The organism is Streptomyces sp. DT190 (genome assembly GCF_049846985.1).
In the GTDB taxonomy this organism is placed as follows: Bacteria; Actinomycetota; Actinomycetes; order Streptomycetales; family Streptomycetaceae; genus Streptomyces.
Map to the genome: position 1 here is coordinate 360,614 of NZ_JBNCNM010000002.1, position 14,851 is coordinate 375,464.

Annotated in this window: 14 protein-coding genes; 10 read left to right on the forward strand and 4 right to left on the reverse strand. The window is 75.4% G+C overall.

Translation table 11 applies throughout. From position 1 onward, the window contains the following. The first annotated feature begins 209 nt into the window (after nt 1-209). Nucleotides 210-875: a GAF and ANTAR domain-containing protein gene (locus tag ACPXCS_RS05085; protein WP_425944525.1), complete on the forward strand. Its 666-nt coding sequence runs from the start codon at nt 210-212 to the stop codon at nt 873-875. Between the two features lie 152 nt (nt 876-1,027). Continuing rightward, nucleotides 1,028-1,552, forward strand: coding sequence for an ATP-binding protein (locus ACPXCS_RS05090; RefSeq protein WP_425944125.1), 525 nt, complete (start codon nt 1,028-1,030; stop codon nt 1,550-1,552). Between the two features lie 42 nt (nt 1,553-1,594). Here ACPXCS_RS05090 and ACPXCS_RS05095 read toward each other — a convergent pair whose 3' ends face one another. Continuing rightward, nucleotides 1,595-1,747 (reverse strand): hypothetical protein, encoded by a 153-nt coding sequence (locus ACPXCS_RS05095; RefSeq protein WP_425944123.1) that lies wholly within the window; start codon nt 1,745-1,747, stop codon nt 1,595-1,597. Between the two features lie 127 nt (nt 1,748-1,874). On the opposite strand from ACPXCS_RS05095, the gene ACPXCS_RS05100 reads away from it, so the two are divergent. From ACPXCS_RS05100 to ACPXCS_RS05115, 4 genes are all read left to right on the forward strand, one after another. Continuing rightward, nucleotides 1,875-3,218 carry a tetratricopeptide repeat protein gene (locus tag ACPXCS_RS05100; protein ID WP_425944121.1) on the forward strand — a complete coding sequence of 448 codons (1,344 nt, stop codon included), beginning with the start codon at nt 1,875-1,877 and terminating at the stop codon, nt 3,216-3,218. 70 nt (nt 3,219-3,288) lie between these two features. Next, nucleotides 3,289-4,296 carry a permease gene (locus ACPXCS_RS05105; protein ID WP_425944119.1) on the forward strand — a complete coding sequence of 336 codons (1,008 nt, stop codon included), beginning with the start codon at nt 3,289-3,291 and terminating at the stop codon, nt 4,294-4,296. Then, nucleotides 4,293-5,045 (forward strand): TIGR03943 family putative permease subunit, encoded by a 753-nt coding sequence (locus tag ACPXCS_RS05110; RefSeq protein ID WP_425944117.1) that lies wholly within the window; start codon nt 4,293-4,295, stop codon nt 5,043-5,045. Before ACPXCS_RS05105 ends, ACPXCS_RS05110 begins: the two co-directional genes overlap by 4 nt. Before the next feature lie 198 nt (nt 5,046-5,243). Then, nucleotides 5,244-6,035, forward strand: coding sequence for a GAF and ANTAR domain-containing protein (locus ACPXCS_RS05115; RefSeq protein WP_425944115.1), 792 nt, complete (start codon nt 5,244-5,246; stop codon nt 6,033-6,035). 520 nt (nt 6,036-6,555) lie between these two features. Here ACPXCS_RS05115 and ACPXCS_RS05120 read toward each other — a convergent pair. Further along, complete coding sequence (locus tag ACPXCS_RS05120; protein ID WP_425944113.1) at nt 6,556-7,338, reverse strand: hypothetical protein; 783 nt, start codon at nt 7,336-7,338, stop codon at nt 6,556-6,558. 387 nt (nt 7,339-7,725) lie between these two features. Between ACPXCS_RS05120 and thrS the strand changes: the two genes are divergently transcribed. Continuing rightward, the gene (gene thrS / locus ACPXCS_RS05125) at nt 7,726-8,946 is read left to right on the forward strand and encodes a threonine--tRNA ligase (protein ID WP_425944111.1); all 1,221 of its coding nucleotides are present in this window, start codon (nt 7,726-7,728) and stop codon (nt 8,944-8,946) included. Nucleotides 8,947-9,107: 161 nt separating this feature from the next. Here the strand turns inward: thrS and sigJ are convergent, their stop codons facing one another. Then, the gene (gene sigJ, locus ACPXCS_RS05130) at nt 9,108-10,034 is read right to left on the reverse strand and encodes an RNA polymerase sigma factor SigJ (RefSeq protein ID WP_425944109.1); all 927 of its coding nucleotides are present in this window, start codon (nt 10,032-10,034) and stop codon (nt 9,108-9,110) included. A 163-nt stretch (nt 10,035-10,197) separates the two neighbouring features. Between sigJ and ACPXCS_RS05135 the strand changes: the two genes are divergently transcribed. After that, nucleotides 10,198-10,737 carry a YceI family protein gene (locus ACPXCS_RS05135; protein WP_425944107.1) on the forward strand — a complete coding sequence of 180 codons (540 nt, stop codon included), beginning with the start codon at nt 10,198-10,200 and terminating at the stop codon, nt 10,735-10,737. 108 nt (nt 10,738-10,845) lie between these two features. Beyond that, a complete protein-coding gene (locus tag ACPXCS_RS05140) occupies nt 10,846-11,826 on the forward strand; it encodes a nucleoside hydrolase (RefSeq protein WP_425944105.1) in 981 nt (326 codons plus the stop codon). 71 nt (nt 11,827-11,897) lie between these two features. Here ACPXCS_RS05140 and ACPXCS_RS05145 read toward each other — a convergent pair whose 3' ends face one another. Next, nucleotides 11,898-12,839 carry an LAETG motif-containing sortase-dependent surface protein gene (locus ACPXCS_RS05145; protein WP_425944103.1) on the reverse strand — a complete coding sequence of 314 codons (942 nt, stop codon included), beginning with the start codon at nt 12,837-12,839 and terminating at the stop codon, nt 11,898-11,900. 298 nt (nt 12,840-13,137) lie between these two features. On the opposite strand from ACPXCS_RS05145, the gene ACPXCS_RS05150 reads away from it, so the two are divergent. Then, nucleotides 13,138-14,820: a glycoside hydrolase family 13 protein gene (locus ACPXCS_RS05150; RefSeq protein ID WP_425970902.1), complete on the forward strand. Its 1,683-nt coding sequence runs from the start codon at nt 13,138-13,140 to the stop codon at nt 14,818-14,820. Nucleotides 14,821-14,851 lie beyond the last annotated feature (31 nt).

Genomic DNA, 14,851 nt, shown 5'->3' on the forward strand with positions numbered 1-14,851 from the left:
CTGATCTCGCTGAGCCGAGTCCGCTCCTGCCCCTACTGCCGGGCCTGGACCACCCCCGGCAGCGCCGTCTGCCCCGGTGGCCACCGCATCGACTGACCACGTCGCGGGCCCGGCGGCCCGGCCTGTTCCCGGACGGCCCCGGAGGTACTGTGGCCGCAACCGGGGACGAGGCGGTGGTGGCGTTGGAGTGGCGTGAGTACGCCGAGCGGATGGCGCTGCTGGCCAGGGACCTGCTGGCGCAGGATTCCGTCCAGGCCACCCTGGACGAGATCGCGGCGGCGGCCGTCCGGCTGGTCGACGGGTGCGACGCGGCCGGGATCCTCGCGGTGCGCAAGGGCCGGGCGGTGACCCTGGCCTCCTGCGGGGACATGGTCGAGGAGTCGGACCGCCTGCAGGGCGAGCTCGGCGAGGGGCCGTGCTTCGACCTGGCCCGCCGCAAGGACGGCGACCGCGTGTACCGGATCGCGGACTTCGCCAGCCCCCAGCCCGACTGGGAGCGCTACGCCTCGGCGGCCCGCGGGCTCGGCATCGGGAGCATGACCGGTGTGCTGCTCTACGCCGAGAACGAGGACTTCGGCGCGCTGAACCTGTACGCCCGCGAGCCGGGGACGTTCGACAAGGACATCGAGACCGCCGCCTGGCTGCTGGCCTCGCACGCCGCCGTGGCCCTGGCCGGTGCCCGCACCATCGACCAGCTGGAGCACGCCCTGGACACCCGCCACGCCATCGGCGAGGCCATGGGCATCCTCATGGAGCGCCACCAGCTGAGCGAGGACGACGCCTTCGGCGTGCTGCGCCGCCTCTCTCAGCACCACAACATCAAACTCCGCGACGTCGCCCGGAAGGTCAGCGCGGAGTCCGCCGACGCCTCCTGACCCCTCCCGACCGCTCCGTGCCGGGCATCGCGGCATCCGCCGCATCCGCCGCATCCGCCGCATCCGCGGGCCGGGCGCCGTGTGCCCGGTCTTGGGCCGGGTAGACGCACCGCGGAAAGCCGCCGCACGGCGACCACAACGAAAGAGTCCGCATGGCCATCCCGCTTAGGAATCAGGCGGCAGATGCGCAGGACCCAGGCACGCACGCCACGCTGCACTACGGCGTGGCCTGGGCCGAGGGCACGGCACGCTCCGTCGATGCGCGCCGCGCCCTGCACGCCGTCCTCGCCCACGCCGCACGCACCGGCCGCCCGCAGCTGCCGGCCCCGACCGTCCAGGACGCAGAACTCGCGATCAGTGAGCTGGTGACCAACGCAGTCAAACACGCTCCCGGACCCTGCGGGATGGCCCTGCGGCTCTCCGGCGACCAGCTGGCGATCACCGTGTGGGACACCTCATCCGGCCGGCCCGCGCCCCGCACGCGCGACCCGCGCCGCTTCGGTGGCCACGGGCTGCGCCTGGTGCACTCGGTCAGCCACCGGGTCGACGTCACACCCCGCGCCGCCGGCAAGCAGATCACGGCCTACCTGCGCCTGCCCCCGCGTGACACCCCCGCCCCGCTCGACCGGAGCGTGCTGTCCATGGCCCTCGCGGACGCGCCGCCGGGGATGCCGTGACCCGCGCCGCGGGCCGGCGCTACCGGCCCGCGCCGGTGCGGCTCAGCGGGCGTCGGCGACGGCCTGCCGGCCGTGCGGCGGCTCCTCCGGTCCGGCCGGCCCGGCGTTGGCCGCCAGCAGCAGGGTGGCCATGGCGACCAGGGCGGCGGCGAAGCCCCGGGCGTACCGCTCGGCGGTGCGTGTGCGTTCGAGCACGGCGACCTCGCAACTGGGGCGGCGACTGGGCGGCAAGGTATTAAGCGTCTTCAACAATTCGGCTTAACACTCCGTTTAACCTAGGGGCTGTCCAGGCCGAACGGCAAGAGGCGCAGGGGGAGTTGGCGTGGGGGAGCGGGACGATCCGGGGACCATCGGCCGCCGGGTGCAGCGGTTACGCGTCGAACGCGGACTGACCCAGCGGCAGTTGGCGGAACCGGCGTACACCCCCGCCTACATCTCGACCCTGGAGTCGGGCCGGGTGCGCCCTTCCGACGACGCCCTGCGGCATCTCGCCGGCCGGCTCGGGGTCGCCTTCGACGAACTCGCCACCGGGCGTTCGGCGCGGCTCGTGACCGAGCTGCGGCTGCGGCTGACCGAGGCCCAGCGGATCCTGGCCGTCGGCGAGGCGGAGACGGCGGCCGGGCAGTACGCCGAGCTGCTCGCCGAGGCCGAGGAGCACGGCCTGGCCGCCGAGCAGTCCGCCGCCCTGCTCGGGCTCGGCGAGTGCGCCCTGGAGACCGGCGACCTGGTGCCCGGCCGGGAGTACTTCGAGCGGGCCGAGGCCTGCCTGGCCGACGCGCCGCTGCCGGCCCGTGTCCCCGCCCTGCGCGGCCGGGCCGTCGCGCACTACCTCGCCGGTGAGCTCCGGTACGCCGTCTACCTGCTGGAGACCGCCCTCGACGAACTCAACCGCGGCGGCCTGCACGACCCGGACGCCCTGCTGCTGCTCTACGCCAGCGCCATCGGCCCGTACATGGACATGGGCGCGCACGCCCGCGCCGCCCAGGCGGCCGAGTTCGCCCTGGCCCTCGCCCCGCAGTCCGGCGACCCGGCCCTGGTCGCCCGGATGCACCGCTCGGTCGCCCGCACCCTGGTCGCCGAGGGCCGCCTCGCCGAGGCCGACGCCTCGCTGGCCAAGGCGGCCGAACTGTACCGGGGCCTGCAGATCCGCACCGAACTCGCCAACTGCCACTGGATGCGCGGCTACGTCTACGCCCAGGACGGGCAACTGGAGCGCGCCGAGGCGGAGCTGCGGGAGGCCCTCGGCATGCTGTCGGCCAAGCGCGCCGCCCTGTACAGCAGCCAGGTCGCCGTGGAGCTGGCCGACGTGCTGCACAGGCGCGGCAGGTCCGACGAGGCGGCGGCCCTGCTGCACGACGTCCTCGGGCACCTGTCCCCGGAGCGCGGCGCCGTCCACTCCGCGGCCGCGCACCGGCTGCTCGGCATCATCGCCGAGGACGCCCGGCGCACCGAGGAGGCCGAGGAGCACTACGTGCGCGCCCTGAGCCTGCTGGAGCGGGCCGGGGCCGCCGGTGACCTGGCCGACCTGTGCCGGCTGCTGGGCGACCTGCTGCGGCGCTCGGGGCGGGTGGAGGCGGCCCTGGACGCCTACCGGACGGGCCTGGGGCACCGCACGGCCCCCGGCACCACCACCCTCGGACCCGCGCCCGCACAGCCCCCGCTGTGAGGAAGCACGGCTCTCGCACAGCCGTCCGGGTTAGCCTCCTCGCGGAGCACGGACGACCGGGGCGGGGCACGTGGAGAACGAACGGACGGTGGCCGACGGCATACGGCTGGGCCTGCGGGCCCTGGTGTACGCCGTGCTCGGGGGCGCCGCGCTGATCGCCGTCGTGACGGTGGTGTCGGTGCTCGGGCCGATGGTCGCGCTCGAGCTGTACACCCCGCCGGTCGCGGCCTGGTGGACGGTCTTCACGGCGATCGCCGTCCAGGGCGTGCCCTTCCTGCTGCTGGGCACGGTGGTGTCGGCCGCGATCGGGGCGTTCGTGCCCCAGCGGGTCCTCACCCGGCTGCTGCCCCGCCGCGAGGTGCTCGCCGTGCCGGTCGCGGGCGCGGCCGGGGTGGTGCTGCCCGGCTGCGAGTGCGCGTCGGTGCCGGTGGCGGGCAGCCTGATGTGGCGGGGCGTCGCCCCGGCCGCCGCGCTGGCCTTCCTGCTGTCGGCGCCCGCGATCAACCCCGTGGTCCTGGTGGCGACCTCGATCGCCTTCCCCGGGCAGCCCGCGATGGTCCTCGCCCGGCTGGCCGCCTCCCTCGGCACGGCCGTGGTGATGGGCTGGCTGTGGGCGCGGTTCGGGAAGGAGGAGTGGCTGCGGCTGCCGCAGCGCAGCGCCGGCCACGAGCCGGGCGGCGGCGCGCGCGCCTTCGTCGCGGGCCTGCAGCACGACTTCCTGCACGCGGGCGGGTTCCTCGTGGTGGGTGCGGCGGCCGCGGCGACGTTCGCCGTCGTCGTGCCGCGGTCCGTGCTGGAGCTGTTCACCGGGTCGCCCTGGCTGTCGGTGCCGCTGCTCGCGCTGCTGGCGGTCGTGCTGTGCGTGTGCAGCGAGGCCGACGCGTTCGTGGCGGCGTCGCTGAGCGGCTTCTCGCCCACCGCGCGACTGGCGTTCATGGTGGTCGGGCCGATGGTCGACCTGAAGCTGATCGCGCTGCAGGCGGGCACCTTCGGCCGGTCCTTCGCGGTGCGGTTCTCGGCCGCGACCTGGGTGGTGGCGGTGGGCAGCAGTGTCCTGGCCGGGTGGTGGCTGCTGTGAGGCGGTACGGACCGGCGGTGCTGCTCGCGCTCGTGGGGGCGGCGATCCTGCGGGTGTCCCTCTTCAGCGAGCTGTACCTGCGCTACGTCCAGCCGGGGCTGCGGCCCTTCCTGGTGGTGTCGGGCGCTGCGCTGGTCCTGCTCGCGGCGGTGGCCGCACTGCCGGCGCGGCCGGCGGGCCGGTGGCGGGACGACGACCCGCGGGACGGCCACCGCCGGGCCCACGACCCGGGGGACGGCCACGAGCACCCCGCGCACGGCCCCCGCGTCGCCTGGCTGCTCACCCTCCCCGCCCTGGCCCTGCTCCTCTTCCCGCCGCCCGCCCTCGGTTCCTACAGCGCCGAACGCGAGGCGGCGGCGCGGGCGGCGCAGGGCGTCGGCACCTTCCCGGCCCTGCCGCAGGGCGACCCCCTCGAGCTCACCCTCGGGGAGTTCGGCTCCCGGGCGGTGTACGACAGCGGCCGCTCCCTGCGGGGACGTACGGTCCGGCTCACCGGGTTCGTCACCCGCGACGCCGACGGCACCTGGTACGTCACCCGCCTGCTGGTGTCCTGCTGCGCCGCCGACGCGAGCACCGCCAAGGCCGAGGTGCGCGGCGCCGACGCCCCGGCCGTCGACACGTGGGTCACGGTCACCGGCACCTGGCACCCCGAGGGCGCCCTCGGCTCGGACGCCGCCTGGCCGCCGGTCGTGGACGCCACGGCCGTACGGCGGGTGCCGCAGCCGGCCAACCCGTACGAGAAACGCTGAGGCCGGAAGCCCGGGCCGGTCACGGCTCCGGCCCTGGTTTCACCGCACCCGCCCCGGGTAGTCGGGCCAGACCCGGGGCGGGCGCCGGAACATGACCCGGGAGGTCCCGGTCGGTCGCCCGCGGCCGTACCGGCCGGCCGCTCACGCGGGCTCGCCCCAGGACCGGAGATGTGCAGGCCGCGGTGATCGAAGGAGGCGGTGGCCGTGCGGCCCTCGGACGACCCCCAGGGCGCACCGGGCGGCGACCCGGGCCCGTGCTACCCGGGGGGCGGCGATCCCGGCCTGGACGGGGTCCGGGCCGCCGAGGTGATCGCCAGGGGTGTGCGCGGCGCCGAGCCCGGTGAGGTGCCCGGGCGGCTGTGCGAGGTGGCCGTCGAACTGCTGCCGGTGATCGGGGCCAGCGTGTCGCTGCGCGGCGAGGGGATGCCCGTGCAGCTGAGCGCGAGCAGCCCGCAGGCCGCGCATCTGGCGCAGGTGCAGGCCACCTTGGGCGACGGCCCCTGCCAGAGCGCGCTGGCGGACGGGGCGCCCGTGCTCGCCGGCGACCTCACCACCGGCCGGGACGCCGGACGCTGGCCGGTCTTCGCCCAGCAGGCCACCGCCGCCGGGGTCCGCGCGGTGTACGCGATGCCGCTCGGCAGCGACGGGATGTGCGTGGGCACCCTCGACCTGTACCGCGACACCCCCGGCACCCTCACCGACCGTCAGCTGTACGTGGCCCGGCTCGTGGCCGGTGTCATGACCGTCGCCCTGATGGCACTGCCGCGCGGGGACGAGCCGGGTGCCCAGGACGGGGAGCCCTGGCTGAGCGGGCTCGCCTCGGACCACGACAAGGTCTACCAGGCGGTCGGCATGATCATGGCGCAGCTGGGCGTCGGCGCCGACGACGCCCTCGCGCGGCTGCGGGGCGACGCGTTCGCGCACGGGCGCACGGCCCTGGACGTGGCCGACGACGTCATCGCCCACCGCAGACGCTTCGACCGCGACTGACCGACCACCCCGAAGTCCCGACGCCCCCGGCCGCCCCGGCTCCCGGGCTGTTCCGGCTCCCGGGCTGTTCCGGCTCCCGGGCTGTTCCGGCCGCTCTGGCTGTTCCGGCTCCCGGGCCGTTCTGTGCCGGCTCTGTGGCCGCTTGGCCGCCTGGCCGCCGTGGCTGTCTGGCTCTCTGTCCGCCGTGGCCGTGCTGGCCCCTGGCGGCTCTGTCCGCGTCGGCTGTTGCGGCTCCGTGGCCGTCCTGTCCGCCGTGGTCGTTCTGGCCCCTGGCCGCCCTGCTGCGTCGGCTGTTGCGGCTCCATGGCCGTCCCGCCCGCCTCGGCCGTTCTGGCCCCTGGCCGTCCCGGCCACTCCGGCTGCTCCGGCCCCTGGCCGCCCGCCTGCTTCGGCCGTTCCGGCCCTTTGGCCGCCTGGCCGCCTGGCCGCCTGGTCCCCTGGCCGCCCCGCCCGCGTCGGGCGTTCCGGTCGTTCCGGGTATTCGCCCGTCCCCGGACGCGGCGGACACCCGCGGCGGCGGTCAGATCTGGGCCCGGCCCCGCTTGGTGAGTTCCGCCAGTCGCTGCGCGCCGAGCCGTACGGCCTCCCGTGTCACCTCGGCGTCCACCTCCTCCAGGCCGCCGTGGGTGACGACGATCGCCTCCTCGCCGACCCGTACACCGGCGACGTCCATCGTCAGGTACGTCAGCTCCCCCTCCTCGGTCTCGCCGGCCAGCGTGATCCGCAGGGCCCGGCGGGCGTCACCGGCCGGCGGCAGCGGCAGCTCGCCGACCTCGACGCCCTGCACGCCGCCGCGCGTGGTCGCGGCGGTGAACTCGCCGCACCGGTCCGGCAGCGACGTCAGCCAGTCCAGGGTGCGGTCGACGGTGGCCGGGGGATGGGCGGCGACCTGGTAGCGGATCTGGGCGTCGGTGTCGGCGGCGTCGAACGCGGCCGTCGCCGCGGGGCCCTCGGGGGCGCCGAACAATTCCTCGGTGTAGAGGGCGTCCAGCAGCCGCTGGCACTCGGGGTCCTCGGTGGTCGCCTTCAGCAGCCCGTCCCGCCAGGTGCGCGCGCCCCGCGTCGGGCCCCAGGGCTCCCCGAGGTCGGTCTCGGTGATCAGCGCCGCCTGGGCCTGCGCCTCGGTGAGGCCGGCCCCGGGCCCGGCGGGCTGCTCGACGGCGGGCGAGGCGGGGGAGGCGGACGCCGAGAACCACCGGGGCCGCGGCTCGTCCCGGACGGCGCACCCTGCCGTGCCCACCAGGGCGGCCAGGGCCAGCACGGGGACGAGGAGGGCACGGGCGGTGGCCGGTGGGTGCGTCATCGGGGTGCCTCCTGGAGGGCGGCCGGGGCTGACCAAGATCGGGTTCGTTGCTCATACGGCACCACCACGGGCCTCCGCCCACCAGCGCGACGGGCCGTCCGGGTGAGCGGGGACGGACGCGGGGCGTGTCCCGCCGCGGCGTGGGCCGGATTGCCGTAGGGCGCGGGACGTGCCGGGCCCCGCGTGAAAAGCCGTCGCCCCGTCTCCCGCGTCGCTGCTACGGTCACGCCCATGCAGCGCGTCCAGCCCTTCCCGTCCGCCACGACGACGCCGGTGAACGTCCCGGCGCGCTGACAGCTGACGCAGATGTCCGAAGCCCCGGGGCGAGTGCCCCGGGGCTTCGTCGCGCGGTGCTCGTCCCGGAACCCCGCATCCGGAGGAGCCACCATGCACGACCACCGCCGACTCGGCCGTGAACTGGAACTGTTCGACACCGATCCGCTGATGGGCGCGGGGCTGCCGTACTGGCTGCCCGACGGCGCGATCGTGCGGCACACCCTGGAGGAGTACGTCCGCGAGGCGGAACGGCGGGCCGGCTACCGGCACGTGTACTCGCCCGTCCTCGGCAAACGCGAGCTGTACGAGATCTCCGGCCACTGGGACCACTACGGCGACGACATGTTCCCGCCCATGGACCTGGGCGCCGAGCAGGTCCTGCTGCGTCCGAGCCTGTGCCCCCACCACGCCCTCATCTACCGCTCACGCGCCCGCAGTTACCGCGAACTACCGTTGCGCATGGCCGAGTTGGGCGGCATGTACCGCTCGGAGCCGTCCGGGGTGCTCGGCGGGCTGACCCGGGTGCGGGCCATCACCCTCAACGACGCGCACATCTTCTGCACCCCGGATCAGGCCGTGGCGGAGGCCGGGGCCGCGCTGGAGCTGATCGGCCGCGCCTACGCGGACCTGGGCATCCGGGCGTCCCGGTACCGCCTCTCGCTGCCCGGCGAGGGCGGCAAGTACGTGGCCGACCCGGAGCTGTGGCGGCGGGCCACCGCGCTGCTGCGGGAGGTCCTGGACGGCTCCGGCGTCCCCTACGAGGCCGACGAGGGCGAGGCGGCCTTCTACGGACCCAAGATCGACGTGCAGATCACCGACCCCGCGGGCCGGGAGGCCACCCTCTCCACCGTCCAGATCGACTTCCACCAGCCCGAACGCTTCGACCTGCACTACATCGGCCCCGACGGCGGCAGGCACCGCCCGGTCATGGTGCACCGCAGCGTCATCGGCAGCGTGGACCGCGCGGTCGCCCATCTGCTGGAGGCCCACGGCGGCGCCTTCCCGGCCTGGCTGGCCCCGGTGCAGCTGGCCGTCCTGCCGGTGGGCGACGAGCAGGGCGGAGCGGCGCACGCGCTGGCCCGCCGCGCCCGGGAACTGGGCCTGCGCGCCGAGGTCGCCGACCCGGACCAGGGCACCCTGGCGGCCCGCGTCCGCGCGGCCCGGCTGGTGCCGTACCAGGTGGTGATCGGCGCTCGTGAGGCCGCCGCCGGCCTGGTGGCGGTACGGCTGCGGGACGGCCGCCGCCCTGACCCGCTGCCCGCGGCGGACCTGCTGGACCGCGTCGGCGCCCGGGTGGCGGCCCGCGGCACCGGCCTGTGGGATCCGGCGTAGGGCCTGGGCCCGCCGGGGCCGGGACCCGGGACCGGGGCGGCGCCCGCCGTGGGGCGTCGCCGCCGGACCAGGACGAACACCATCCGGCCCGGGTAGCGCCGGGTGACCCGGGTGAAGGAGTTGGTCCAGGCGAGGGAGCCGGAGTACGCGTTCGTCTGCGGTCACCGTGTCCACGGCCGGAGCTTGTCGGGGTTGAGGACGGCCCAGATGCGGCGCACCCGGCCGTCGGCGATGTCGAAGGCCAGCACCGACACGGTGACGCCACCCAGCCGCGCCACCAGTCCGGGGCGCCCGTTGACCGTCCGTTCCAGCAGTGTCACGCCGGGCACGGCACGGGCCCGTTCGGTGAGGAAGCGGGCGACGGGCTCGGCTCCCCGCACCGGGTGCGCGGCGGCCGGGACGAGTCCGCCGCCGTCGCCGGTCGCGGTGGCGTCGGGGGACAGCACCCCGAGCAGGCCCGCGATGTCCTTGTCCTCCCAGGCCCGCTTGAAGGCCCTGACCACCTCGGCCTGCTCGGCGGCCGGGGCCGCCGGGGGCCCCGCGGCGCGGAGGCGGCGGCGGGCGGAGGAGGCCAGCCGGCGGCAGGCGGCCGGGGTGCGGCCGACGATCCCGGCCACCTCGGCGAAGGAGTACCGGAACACGTCGTGCAGGACGAACGCGACGCGTTCGGCCGGGGTCATCGACTCCAGCACCACCAGGAAGGCCATGTGGAGCGACTCGTCGAGGGTGACCCGGTCGGCGGGGTCGGCCGGTTCGGCCGTGCCGTCGTCCCACCGCCCGCTGATCCACTCGCTGCGGCCGGGCAGCGGCTCCGGGAGCCACGCGCCCACGTACCGCTCCCGCCGGACCCGGGCCGAGCCGAGCACGTCGAGGCAGATGCGCCCGGCGACGGTCGTCAGCCAGCCGCCCGGCGAGACGATCTCGTCCCGCTGCCGCGGGGAGAGGGCGTACCAGCGGGCGTAGGCCTCCTGCACGACGTCCTCGGCCTCGGCGAGCGAGCCGAGCAGCCGGTAGGCGAGGCCCAGCAGGTTCCGCCGCTCCCGGGTGAGCACGCTCAGGTCGTCGGCCGGCTCGGGCGGTGTGGTCACGGTACGCACGACTCCCTCGGTCGTGGAAGCCCGCACCGAGCGGACCCCCTCACCGGTACGACGAGACGGCGCCCCGGAATGTGACGTCACCCCACCCGGCCTCACATTCCGCCGGGCTGTTCCGTCGTACCGGTGAGACCCCCTGACTACCCCGGGAGCGAGCATGACCACGACGACCACACTCGGCGAACTGACCGGCGACTACGTCCTCGACACCGCCCGCACCCGCATCGGCTTCACGGCCCGGGCCGCGCTGGTCTCCACGGTGCGCGGGCACTTCGAGGCGTTCGACGGCGGGGCGCGGCTGGACGGCGGCACCCCGTCCGCCTCCTCCGTCCGGATCACCATCCGGGCCGCGAGCGTCCAGACGCGCCACCGCAAGCGCGACGACCACCTGCGCGGCGGCGACTTCCTGGACGTGGGCGCCCACCCGGTCCTCACCTTCGTCTCGACGCGGGTGGAGCAGGTCGACGCGACCGGCTTCAAGGTCACCGGGGACCTGACCGTGCGCGGTGCGACCAGGCCGGTCACCGTGGACTTCACCCTGGCCGGCGCCGGGAGCGACGCCACGGGCACCTTCCGGGCGCACTTCCTGGGCAGGACCGCCCTCGACCGCGCGGACTGGGGCGTCAGCGGCGGCGGCGCCATGATCGGCCGGAAGGTGACGCTGGAGTTCGACGTCACGGCGGTGCGGCAGGGCTGAGCCGGCCTCCCGAGGGCCCGGCCGATACGTCACCTGAGCCGTGTGCGGAGCAGGCCGTAAGGTCGCTGGTGCAGGCCCCGCCCGGGGCCGGTGGAAGGAGCCCTCGTCGTGACGGACGGTCCGCGCACCCCGGTGATCATCGACTGCGACACCGGTGTCGACGACGCCCTCGCCCTGCTGTTCGCCGTACGGCACCCGGCGCTCGACGTGCGCGCGATCACCTGCGTGGCCGGGAACACGGACGTCGACGGGGTCGTCCGCAACACCCTCACCGTGCTGGAACAGGCGGGCGCCCCGGAGATCCCGGTCGCCCGGGGCGCCGAGCGGCCGCTGATCGAGGCGCCCCGCTCGGCCCGGCACGTGCACGGCGACGACGGCATGGGCGACCTGGGGCTGCCCGCCCCGTCCCGCGGGCCCGCCGGCGTGGACGCCGTGACGCTGCTGCGGCGCGAGATCCTGGCCTCCCCGCGCCCGGTGACGCTGGTGCCCACCGCGCCCCTCACCAACATCGCGCTGCTGCTGCGCACCCACCCGGAGGTGGTGGGCAACATCGAGCGGATCGTGTTCATGGGCGGCGCTGCCGCGATCGGCAACGCCACGCCCGTGGCGGAGTTCAACGTCTGGCACGACCCGGAGGCGGCCGCGATCCTGCTGACCGCCGGGGTGCCGGTCACGATGTACGGGCTGGACGTGTTCACGCGGGTCGTCGTCCCGGCGGCGCAGGTGCGGCGCCTGCGCGCGAGCGCCGAGCCGGGGGCCCGGCTGGCCGGGGAGCTGCTCGCCCACCGGCCGGCGCACCCCGGCAGCCGCCCCGACGACCCGTCCGAGACGGCGGGCGGCCTCGGTGACGCGGGGGCGCTCTGTGCGGTCGCCGACCCGGAGGGCCTGACCACCCACCGGCTGCCCGTCGACGTCAGTCTCGCGCCCGGCCCCACGCGCGGCATGACGATCGTGGACCGGCGGCCCCGCCCGGGCGAGTCCGAACTGCACGAGGGCACCCGCGAACAGCCGCTGGTGGACGTGGGGTTGGACGTGGACGTGGAGCGTTACGTGCAGCTGTACCTGGCGACCGTGGAGGGAACGCTCTAGCCCGCTCGCGCAAGGCGCCCCCTTCGCCGCCGCCGCCGGACGGCGGCGAAGGGGGCGTCACCGCACGCGGATCAGGCGCCGGACGCGTTCCGCTTCGCCCTGCGGCGGGTCGTCAGGACGAGGGCCGCGCCGCCCGCGAGCAGCGCTGCCGCGCCGAGGGCGATCGGGCCGGTGTTGCCGTCGGCGCCGGTCTCGGCGAGGTCGCCGCCCCCGCCGTTGGGCTTCGGGGCGGCGGGTGTCGACTCGGAGGCGCTCGGGGCGGGGGTGTCCGTGTCCCCGGACGGCGGGGTGGAGGGCTTGGCCGGCTCGGACGGGGAGGCCGGCGGGGTGGTGCCCTCGGCCGGCTCCGACGGGGTCGCGGGCGGCGTGGAGGCGGGCGGCTCCTCCTCGGCGGGCGGCGGGGTCGTGCAGTCCTTGGTGCCGCCGTTCCAGGCCGCGATCAGCTTGTCCTTGATGACCGGGCGGTCCGGGCCCTTGGGCAGCTCGCCGTGGTCGAAGCCGTCCTTCGCGTCGAGCTCCCCGTCGAACTTCACCGCGCCCCGGTAGAGGTCGATCTGCGCGAAGCAGCCCTGGTCGGGGATGGCGATGTCGAGCGAGTCGGTGCCGCCCGGCTTGACCGTCACCGTGTCGAAGTCGACGAACACCTGCTCGCCGGAGGTCGCGAAGGTCGCGCCGTGCGCCAGGTAGGAGGCGAGGGAGGCCGTGCAGGTCGAGGCGTCACCGGCGGTGCGCACCTTGATGTGCACCTTGCCGTCCTCGGTCGGCTTCAGGTTCTGGTCGTCGACCTTGACCGAGTCCTGGAAGGTGGTGCCGTCGAGCGAGAACTGGCAGCGGTCGGTCCCCGTCTCCGTGCCCGCGCCCGTCCCGGGCTTGTAGCTGCCGCCGGACGACCAGCCGTCACCGCCGGGCGTCCCGTGGGCGGAGGCGGTGGTGGCGGAGGCGGCACAGAGGACGAGGGCCGCGGCGCCCGTCCCCAGCAGGCGGCGCGCGGTGACACGTCTCGCTATGGACATAGGGGTATCCCGTTTCTTGGCGTGTGCCGGAACCCGGGTGGCGGCATGCGGGCAGCACGTGGCGCACGGCTGCCGGGGCCGCACCGGGGATGAGTGGTCTGAGAAACACTGGGCTCATTGGTCACATGCGCCTCAGTGAGCCCCCATGGTGGCGGCGCCGCAGCACACTGTCAACCTGCGGGAATGCAAAGGGAGTTACCGCTCCATCACACTTCCGACACAGTGGGAATGGATCACTCCGATCAACATGATGGTTCTTTTTTCCGGCATTCTGGACAGATTTAATGCTGTCGCCCGTATGCCCTGCGAAGGAGACCGCGTGACCGATCGCTCCACCCTCGACCTGTCGTCCCGCGACCCGGACTGGTGGCGGCAGGCCGTCGTCTACCAGGTCTACCCCCGCAGCTTCGCCGACGCCGACGGTGACGGACTCGGCGACCTGCGCGGCATCACCCGCCGTCTCACCCACCTCTCGGCGCTGGGCGTGGACGCCCTGTGGCTGAGCCCGTTCTACCCGTCCGAACTCGCCGACGGCGGCTACGACGTCGCCGACCCCCGGGACGTCGACCCGCGCCTGGGCACCCTGGACGACTTCGACGCCCTGGTCGCCGAGGCCCACCGCCTCGGCCTGAAGGTCATCGTCGACCTCGTGCCCAACCACTCCTCGCACCAGCACGCCTGGTTCCAGGAGGCCCTGCGGGCCGGGCCCGGCTCGGCCGCCCGCGACCGGTACGTCTTCCGCGACGGCCGCGGCGAGCACGGCGAACTGCCGCCCACCGACTGGCAGTCCGTCTTCGGCGGCAGCGCCTGGAAGCGGGTGCCCGACGGGCAGTGGTACCTGCACCTGTTCGCCCCCGAGCAGCCCGATTTCAACTGGGAGAACCAGGAGGTGCGCGCCGACCACCGGACCACCCTGCGCTTCTGGTCCGACCGCGGGGTCGACGGCTTCCGCGTCGACGTCGCCCACGCCCTCGTCAAGGACCTGAGCGAACCGCTGCGCGACCTCGGCCGACCCGAGCTGAGCCGCGAAGGGGCGCTGACCGCGCTGCCGCCCGGCACGCACCCCTTCTACGACCGGGACGACGTGCACGAGATCTACCGCGACTGGCGCAAGATCCTCGACGCGTACCGCCCGCCGCGCATGGCCGTCGCCGAGGCGTGGGTCCCGGGCGCCCGGCGCGCCCTGTACGCCCGCCCGGACGAGCTGGGCCAGGCCTTCAACTTCGAGTATCTGGAGGCCGGCTGGGACGCCGGCGAGCTGCGGCAGGTCATCACCGACTCGCTCGCCACCGCCCGGGCCGCCGGGGCCTCGGCCACCTGGGTGCTGTCCAACCACGACGTGATCCGGCACGCCTCCCGTCTGATGCTCCCCCCGGACACCGACCTCAACGCCTGGCTGCTCTCCGGCGGCCGTGCCCCGGCGGTCGACGAGGCGGCCGGGCTGCGCCGGGCCCGGGCGGCGACGCTGCTGATGCTGGCGCTGCCCGGCTCGGCCTACGTCTACCAGGGCGAGGAACTGGGCCTGCCCGAGGTCGCCGACCTGCCGACGGAGGTTCTGCAGGACCCCATCTGGGAGCAGACCGGCCGGGTCCGCAAGGGCCGGGACGGCTGCCGGGTGCCGCTGCCGTGGACGACGGACGGGCCGTCGTACGGCTTCGGGCCCGGCGGGGCCTGGCTGCCGCAGCCGCCCGGCTTCGCCTCCTACGCCGTGGCGGCGCAGGAGGGGGCCGAGGGCTCGACCCTGGAGCTGTACCGCACGGCCCTGCGGCTGCGCCGCAAGCTGCTCGACGGCGAGGAGCTGACCTGGGCCGCCGACGTCCCGGACGGTGTCCTGCAGTTCGACCGCTGCGAGGGCTGGCGCTGCGTGACGAACCTGTCCGCGACGGCGGTGTCGCTGCCGGCCGGTGAGGTGCTGCTGAGCAGCGCCCCGCTGGAGGACGGCCGGATCGGGCCGGACACGACGGTGTGGCTCGGCCGGTAGCGGCCCGCCACGGGCGGGGCCGCCGCCCTCC